A 7,247-nucleotide genomic window follows, 5' to 3' on the forward strand; every position below is an offset into this window, starting at 1 on the left:
GTCTCCTTTTATAGGTTGCATAGAAAGCCGTTTTTTAGGAATTTTAGCTAACTTTTAAACACCTAAACACAATATGTTGTGGTTTCGCTAGGTAAGGCTACTATATAGAGGCTGAGTAGTTACTTAATATCTTATTAACCATTCTCTTTGCTATTTGAAGTGAATTCCTTATTTCTTCATCAGTAAGTTCAGATGCCACAATAAACGGATAGCGTTCTTCAACATAGTAATAAGTTATCTTTAGGCATTCTTGACGGAATTCTTCAAAAGATGGTTCATAGTTAACAACATCATTTAAAAGTGTTTCTAAGTTATGAATCCTTTTTAATTTCCATCTTTTTGACAAAAGATAGCCTTTTATATACTTTTCAAGTGATTGTTGGATATTAAATCCTGCACCATCAAGGTCACCAAGGTTAAGTAAATTTTCCGCCCTCTTCATCTCTTTTGCTCCAATTTTAAACCAATCTTCGGGATAAAGGGATTCATCTTTTTTCATAAAGCACTTCTCCTTTGGTTAATATCTCATCAATAATAAATTGGTCGCCTATTCTTATTCGGCTTTCTAATTCTTTTGGGGTAATAATAAGGGGTTCAAAAGGAATGCGTCGTGTTCTATCAGAAACAATCTGACAAACACTCACCCAGCGGTCAATAGGTCTTTCTTCAGTATCCTTAATAATAAACATATCTATATCACTATCTTCATCTGGTTTTCCATAAGCATAAGAGCCGAAAAGAATTATTTTTGATGGGTTATATGAAGATACTATTTTTGCTACTATTTCTGAAATTAACTTTTGCAATTCCCTCTTTTTGACCATTATAAAACCTCCAATATTGCGCCTGCGTCATTTAATTTTATATAACTAGGCCTTGGTCCCGGGCGCTATGACTTATGAAAACTTTGTAAGCGTTCAGCCACGGATGCACACAGATGAAACACGGAAAGTAACCGTTCAGCCACGGATGCACACAGATGAAACACGGATTTCCGTGAACCGTGTCCGGGAGTCATGTCCGTGATTAGGTTGTAGGGACAACCCTTGTGATTGTCCGCCTATGGAACGGACAGGGACAAGCCCTGTCCCTCCAACTCCGCCTTCTGTCCTCTATTATTTATCCGTGCTAATCCGTGTCAATCAGTGGCTAAAATAAGTCGATCTTCAGCCTTTTTGGGGGCTTTTATCCGAGAGGCTTCTGCAAAACTAACTTCATACAACTCGGCAGTAAATCTACTGGATGGCTTGACTCTTCCATTTAAAATATCCTCTACCATTCTTGCCGATGACAAGGGCATTGATTCTTGCCCACAATCTGGGCACATATACATAATCAAACCAGAAACAACGATGGATTCGCCGTTACGATGGAAAATCTTTTCTTCCTTCCTTTCCTCCATTGGGGATAGACAACCATTTGGGCATTGCATAACAATCATCTCCTCTTCGTTGTAATAATAAATGCTGGATTACAATCCTTTACTACAACCACAATACCACCCTTGGAAATTGTAAATTTATTGAATTTACCACGCGAACGTTCATCTTTCTCTTTCTTGTTAACTGTGCCAGTTAGAATTGTGTCTAAAACCTGATCGATTGATATGCCATTCTCCCACATTCGTTGAATCAAATGGGGTCCAAAAGTAATCCATTCAGAATTAACATCCTTACGAATTGTCTCTATCGACATAACTTATGACCTTATGATGATTAATAACCTCTTTAATTAAAAGAAGTCTATCAAAGGCAAAGTTGACTGCCGTCCTTCCTTTAAAATTTTCAATGCTTTCCCACCAATAATGGCTGAGAGGAGAGGATTAGCGTCTACGGCGAGCTCCCCTATATTCATCTTGTGGTTTCTTGGTCTTTACAATAACCTCCGCCCCCAAAATCTCTTTGATCTCTTCAATCTTCATCTCTACTTTACGATTACTGCCTCGAATTTACAGGCCTCAAGGCAGGCCCCGCATTTGATACATTTATCTTGGTTTATACTCTGTGGCTCTTCCTTCTCTCCAACAATCGCCTCAGTCGGGCAGGCCTTAACGCAGGCCAGGCAGCCCGAACATCTTTCGGGATCGATGGAATACCGAATCAGTTCCTTACAGACACCGGCCGGGCATCTCTTCTCTCGGATATGGGCCAGATATTCATCGCGGAAATAACGAATGGTGGAGAGCACCGGGTTTGACGCCGTCTGACCTAATCCACATAAAGAGACATCCTTGACCACCGCTCCCAATTCTTGTAAGAAGTCGATATCTTCCTCCCGGCCCCTGCCTTCAGTTATGTTGGTAACAATCTCAAGCATCGCACTGATTCCCTCCCGGCAGGAGCTGCATCTTCCACAGGACTCCCCATCGAGGAAGGTCAGAAAGTATTTGGCCACATCGATCATACAGGTATTCTCATCCATAACGATCATTCCGCCAGAACCCATGATCGAGCCAGCCTTGGCCAACTCCTCATAGTCTACCGGTAGATCGAGAAGACTCTCCGGGATACACCCACCGGAAGGTCCACCCGTCTGGACGGCCTTAAACCTCTTTCCGTTTGGGATTCCCCCTCCAATTTCATAGATCATCTTGCGCAGGGTGATACCCATAGGGACCTCAACCAGACCGGCATTGTTTATCTTTCCCGCTAAGGAGAAGACCTTGGTTCCCTTAGATGTCTCTGTGCCCATCTGGCTGAAGGGCTTCGCCCCCCAATTGATAATAACCGGGATATTGGCCCAGGTCTCCACATTGTTAATATTGGTCGGTTTGCCCCAGAGGCCTGATTGGATCGGGTAAGGTGGTTTCATCCTTGGTTCCGGGGCCTTGCCTTCAATGGAGGCGATCAATGAGGTCTCTTCTCCACAGACAAAAGCACCGGCGCCTCTAAATATCTTGACTTCGAAATTAAAGCCGGTGCCAAAGATATCCGAACCCAACAAGCCATACTCCTTCGCTTGCTCAACCGCTTTTTTCATCCTCTCCATCGCTAAGGGATATTCAATTCTTACATACACATAGCCTTCACAAGCGCCGATGGCGTATGCCCCAATAGCCATGCCCTCCAAGATTGAGTGAGGGTCGGCCTCGATAATCGAGCGATCCATAAAGGCACCCGGATCACCCTCATCGGCATTACAGATGACATACTTTGGTTCGCCTTCTGCCTTTCTACAAAGCTCCCATTTTAAACCGGTGGGGAATCCGGCCCCACCCCGGCCGCGAAGTCCTGAAGCCTTTATCTCCTGAATTACTTCCTCCGGGGTCATTGAGGTTAGCGCCTTTGATAAGGCCATATACCCACCGCGGGCAATATACTCTTCGATCTTTTCAGGATCAATCACCCCGCGGTTGCGAAGGGCAATTAATCTCTGGTCTTTAAAAAACGGGATATCCATCATCTTAGGGATGGGTGTCTCTTCCCCAGGAGGATAATACATCAAAGACTTTACCGGTCTACCCTTTAGAAAATGCTCCTTAACCAAGTAAGCAACATCCTCCTTTTTAAGGAGCTGATAGAAAATTCCCTCCGGCTGAACCATAAGAATCGGACCACGCACGCAAAGGCCGCTGGCACCCGTTGGAACTACCTGGACCTCCTCTTGTAAGCCCTGCTTTAGAATCTCAGCCTCCAGGGCCTCTTTTACCTGTAACGACCCATTGGAAATACAGTTTGTACATGTGCAAATCATGGCATTTGTTCGATACATCTCTCAGACCTCTTAAAGCAGCCTTTCACTTCCCAGTCCCAAGGCATACTCCTTTACTATCTCACCCGAAAGGACATGCTGGGTAAAGATTCTTTTAGCCTTTTCAGGAGTTAGGTCAATATATTTGACCGGAGGTTCATCCTGGACCTCGACGGTAACCATAGGTTCTCGACTGCAAAGACCGGCACAACTGGAGGTAGTAAGGAGGACATCCTTTACCTGTTCTCTTTCTATCTCCTCCATCAATGCCTTCATAATCGTCCTGGCGCCGGCAGCAATCCCACAGGTGCTCATATGAACGATGACCTTGGCCCGACCGGCGCCCTCACGAAGAAGGGTGGTTCGCCTTATCTCTTCACTGATCTTATCTAAGTCTTCAGGTCTTATCTTCGGCATACATCTCCTCGCTCTTTTTTCTAAGAGCGTGTCTGAAAAGTTGATGCGTTAATCAGCCACGTAGGGGCAAAATGTTTATAGTAGCCGTTTTTCTCATAAACCCAAGCTCCGTTAGAAGCGAAATGTTCAAGAAGTAAACTTAACAAAGCGAACATGTCGCCCCTAACGGGGCTAAAAATAACGGTGGGCGCTCATGTCTATAAACATTACGTCCCTAACGGGACTTTTCAGGCAGCCTCTAAGGTGTCCTATTTCGACCATTTAGTTATAAATTCTTTTAATTAGACCAAAACTTATCAGGGTTGAGGGCTCAAGGCCTCAAGCACCTTCTTGACCCTGGCCTGGGTCATATGGCCGTATAATTCTTCATTAACAGTCAATACCGGGGCCTGACCGCAGCAGCCAAGGCAGGAGACCGTCTCTAAACTGAATCTTTGATCATGGCTCGTCTCGCCCTCCTTGATATCCAAGCCCCTCTCAAAGGCGGCCAGGAGTCTGTCCCCTCCTTTGATATAGCAGGCCGTCCCAGTGCAGACCCTGATTGAGTAAAGACCCTTTGGGGTCAAGGTGAAGGCATCATAGAAGGTAGCGATCTGATAGATCAGGCTTAAGGGGAGGTCTAATTCCTCAGAAATATACCTTAAGATGTTTTCAGGGAGATATTTATACTCAATATTAACCTCATGGAGGATGGGCACCAGACTCCCCCTCTCTCCCCTATATTGGTCTATTATTCCTTTCATCTTTACCAGGTCCTCTGGTGAAAGTCTTATCTCGATCTTCTCTTCTGGCTCAAGGTAGATCTTATACTGGACCGGGCAATTTTCCACACAGGTCCGACAGCCGGTGCATTTTGATGAATCCACGAATCTTGGCCGCTTATTTATGGAGACGGTGAAGTGGCCTGCCTCTCCCTTAAGGTCTTCAATCTCTGCCTGGGTGATGATTTCGATGTTGGGATGGCGTCCGCAGTCAACCAGCTTTGGGGCCAGGATGCACATAGCGCAGTCATTGGTGGGGAAGGTCTTGTCTAACTGGGGCATATGACCTCCGATAGAGGGATTCTTCTCTACCAGATAGACCTTGAACCCCTGTTCAGCTAAGTCAAGGGAGGCCTGGATACCAGCTATTCCGCCACCAACCACCATGACTGCCCCAACTTTCCCATTTGCCATAAGCTATCTCCCCTTCACAACCTCGGTATTGTCAAAAGTTTTTTTACCCTCAATCTCTATTAACTCTCTATTGTCTTCGGATGAAATTCTATTATCTTTTCTTCTTCATCAAAACAGAGCTTAAACTTGCTAAATAGATCCAGTCTACCGATAACATTAAAGCCAATACCTAAGTTTCTTGAGAAGCCGATTGTCGCCTCAAACTCCTCAGTAGCCATCTGAATTTTGATTTGATGTAAATAAACCTTAATCTGAGAGCCATCCCCTACTGTGACATAATCTACTCTTCCATCCTCGAGCCTTAATCCCAAGATCTCTGTAACATCTGAGTGGAATATACTATAGCCTGCTCCCGAATCTACATAGGCATGAAATTTAACCCACTCTTCTTTATCCTTAAGTTTAAATCTAATTGGGACCATTGGGGCGAATCTTCCCCTAAATTCAATGTAAGGAAACCTCATAATAGGGTTACCATCTCTTCGTCAGTAGGAACATAGGTTATAGATACTTCTTCGTCTGGATACTGTTCTTTGGCTTTTTTGTATACCTCGATATTACTACTACCAATCGCCACAAGCTCATTCTTAATGATGGCAATATATTTCCCTGGATACTTTTCAGAGAACTCCTGAGAATGCCTTAATAGGTAATTTTCTTCCATTAGATTTACTACCTCCTCTAAATTCACCTGGGTGGGGCTATTTTACACCCGCCACGCGATATCCCCCAGTCCCCTATCTGTCCCATCCTTAAAATCTAAATAAAAGGTAAGCGTTCAGCCACTGGCACAAAGACACAACCTCGATGCTCGATCCTCGATGCTCGATACTCGATACTGGATACGGGATCCTTTACCAGCTTCGAGCATCAAGCATCCAGCATCGAGCATCGAGCATCCAGCATCCATGTGATGAACGGTTACAATAAAAGAATGTCCCATTAAGGATTAGCAGCTACAGCCGTTTTTCCTGATGCAAGTCTCTATTTAATACTCCTTTGGCATCTCTTGTAATTGGGCCAGGCTGAAGACCGGGCCATCGATACAGACATATTTGGGGCCGATATTGCATCGGCCGCATTTGCCTATGCCGCACTTCATCTTCATCTCCAAAGAGGTGATTATTTGCTCTGGCAAGAAACCGAGTTCCAAAAGGACGGGTAGGGTAAACTTAATCATAATGGGTGGTCCGCAAACCACGGCATAGGCGTCCTTCGATGATGGGGCCACCTCCTTGGTCACTGTGGGGACATACCCCACTCGCTTATCCCAGCCCTCAACCCTTTTATCGATGGTTTGAACGAGGTTTAGATCAGACCTCTTCTCCCATTCCCCTAAATCATCCTTGTAAAGGAGCAGATCAGGGGTACGGGCTCCATATATGACTGTAATATCCTGATACTCCTGTCGATGGCTCAATAGATAGACGGTCAAGGCCCGCAGGGTGGTAAAGGCGAAACCGCCACCAATGATGACTACACCCTTACCCTTGAATTCATCAACAGGGTAGTGATTTCCCAGGGGGCCTCGAAGGCCGATTATCTCCCCTTCCTCTAAATAATGGAGGGCGGTGGTCACCACGCCGAGCTTATTTACCGTGAATTTCAGATAGTCTTCTTCGGTTGGGGATGAGGCAATTCCAAACGGGGCCTCTCCCTTGCCCAGGATTGACAGCTCACAGAATTGTCCAGGCCGGAAGGTGAATTTCTCATCCCCATTTACCAAGGCAAGATCAAAGGTCTTCAAAGTCTTGTCATTCGATTCAACTATTATCCTGGAAACCTTCACGGGAATTGGGAAATACGGGTTGCTCATCCTAATTCTCCAATCACTTCTCGTAACCGTTCAGCCACGGATGCACACAGATGAAACACGGATTTCCGTGAACCGTGTCCGGGAGTCGTGTCCGTGATTAGGTTGTAGGGACAACCCTTGTGGTTGTCCGCCTATGGAACGGACAGGGA

The 7,247-nt window shown here is 45.3% G+C and carries 11 protein-coding genes and 1 pseudogene; all 12 read right to left on the reverse strand.

Annotation, left to right across the window (positions count from 1 at the left end; all coding sequences use genetic code 11):
• Positions 1–100 precede the first annotated feature (100 nt).
• Complete coding sequence (locus AB1797_11735; protein MEW5768268.1) at positions 101–499, reverse strand: HEPN domain-containing protein; 399 nt, start codon at positions 497–499, stop codon at positions 101–103.
• On the reverse strand, positions 486–824 hold the full coding sequence (locus tag AB1797_11740) for a nucleotidyltransferase domain-containing protein (GenBank protein MEW5768269.1): 339 nt from the start codon (positions 822–824) through the stop codon (positions 486–488). Before AB1797_11740 ends, AB1797_11735 begins: the two co-directional genes overlap by 14 nt.
• A 314-nt stretch (positions 825–1,138) precedes the next feature.
• Entirely contained in the window at positions 1,139–1,432 is a 294-nt protein-coding gene (locus tag AB1797_11745) for a hypothetical protein (protein ID MEW5768270.1), read from the reverse strand.
• 5 nt (positions 1,433–1,437) lie between these two features.
• The gene (locus AB1797_11750) at positions 1,438–1,695 is read right to left on the reverse strand and encodes a DUF4258 domain-containing protein (GenBank protein ID MEW5768271.1); all 258 of its coding nucleotides are present in this window, start codon (positions 1,693–1,695) and stop codon (positions 1,438–1,440) included.
• A gap of 228 nt (positions 1,696–1,923) precedes the next feature.
• On the reverse strand, positions 1,924–3,711 hold the full coding sequence (gene nuoF, locus AB1797_11755) for an NADH-quinone oxidoreductase subunit NuoF (protein ID MEW5768272.1): 1,788 nt from the start codon (positions 3,709–3,711) through the stop codon (positions 1,924–1,926).
• Positions 3,712–3,723: 12 nt separating this feature from the next.
• Positions 3,724–4,107, reverse strand: coding sequence for a (2Fe-2S) ferredoxin domain-containing protein (locus tag AB1797_11760; GenBank protein MEW5768273.1), 384 nt, complete (start codon positions 4,105–4,107; stop codon positions 3,724–3,726).
• Between the two features lie 296 nt (positions 4,108–4,403).
• Positions 4,404–4,850 (reverse strand): NAD(P)H-dependent oxidoreductase subunit E, encoded by a 447-nt coding sequence (locus AB1797_11765; GenBank protein ID MEW5768274.1) that lies wholly within the window; start codon positions 4,848–4,850, stop codon positions 4,404–4,406.
• Positions 4,851–4,913: 63 nt separating this feature from the next.
• Positions 4,914–5,282, reverse strand: a pseudogene (locus AB1797_11770) (FAD-dependent oxidoreductase).
• Positions 5,283–5,341: 59 nt separating this feature from the next.
• Entirely contained in the window at positions 5,342–5,746 is a 405-nt protein-coding gene (locus tag AB1797_11775; GenBank protein MEW5768275.1) for a hypothetical protein, read from the reverse strand.
• Positions 5,743–5,946 carry a DUF5678 domain-containing protein gene (locus tag AB1797_11780; protein ID MEW5768276.1) on the reverse strand — a complete coding sequence of 68 codons (204 nt, stop codon included), beginning with the start codon at positions 5,944–5,946 and terminating at the stop codon, positions 5,743–5,745. Before AB1797_11780 ends, AB1797_11775 begins: the two co-directional genes overlap by 4 nt.
• A gap of 114 nt (positions 5,947–6,060) precedes the next feature.
• Positions 6,061–6,225, reverse strand: coding sequence for a hypothetical protein (locus tag AB1797_11785; GenBank protein ID MEW5768277.1), 165 nt, complete (start codon positions 6,223–6,225; stop codon positions 6,061–6,063).
• 45 nt (positions 6,226–6,270) lie between these two features.
• Positions 6,271–7,098, reverse strand: a complete 828-nt coding sequence (locus AB1797_11790) for an FAD/NAD(P)-binding protein (GenBank protein ID MEW5768278.1) — start codon at positions 7,096–7,098, stop codon at positions 6,271–6,273.
• Between the last annotated feature and the right edge of the window lie 149 nt (positions 7,099–7,247).

Source organism: bacterium (genome assembly GCA_040753085.1).
Lineage (GTDB): Bacteria > UBA9089 > JASEGY01 > JASEGY01 > JASEGY01 > JASEGY01.

Coding starts and splice junctions, on each gene's coding strand:
- AB1797_11735 (MEW5768268.1), bottom strand. CDS start 499: ATGAAAAAAGATGAATCCCTTTATCCCGAAGATTGGTTTAAAATTGGA.
- AB1797_11765 (MEW5768274.1), bottom strand. CDS start 4,850: ATGAAAGGAATAATAGACCAATATAGGGGAGAGAGGGGGAGTCTGGTG.
- AB1797_11750 (MEW5768271.1), bottom strand. CDS start 1,695: ATGTCGATAGAGACAATTCGTAAGGATGTTAATTCTGAATGGATTACT.
- AB1797_11790 (MEW5768278.1), bottom strand. CDS start 7,098: ATGAGCAACCCGTATTTCCCAATTCCCGTGAAGGTTTCCAGGATAATA.
- AB1797_11740 (MEW5768269.1), bottom strand. CDS start 824: ATGGTCAAAAAGAGGGAATTGCAAAAGTTAATTTCAGAAATAGTAGCA.
- AB1797_11775 (MEW5768275.1), bottom strand. CDS start 5,746: ATGAGGTTTCCTTACATTGAATTTAGGGGAAGATTCGCCCCAATGGTC.
- AB1797_11785 (MEW5768277.1), bottom strand. CDS start 6,225: ATGGGACATTCTTTTATTGTAACCGTTCATCACATGGATGCTGGATGC.
- AB1797_11745 (MEW5768270.1), bottom strand. CDS start 1,432: ATGCAATGCCCAAATGGTTGTCTATCCCCAATGGAGGAAAGGAAGGAA.
- nuoF (MEW5768272.1), bottom strand. CDS start 3,711: ATGTATCGAACAAATGCCATGATTTGCACATGTACAAACTGTATTTCC.
- AB1797_11760 (MEW5768273.1), bottom strand. CDS start 4,107: ATGCCGAAGATAAGACCTGAAGACTTAGATAAGATCAGTGAAGAGATA.
- AB1797_11780 (MEW5768276.1), bottom strand. CDS start 5,946: ATGGAAGAAAATTACCTATTAAGGCATTCTCAGGAGTTCTCTGAAAAG.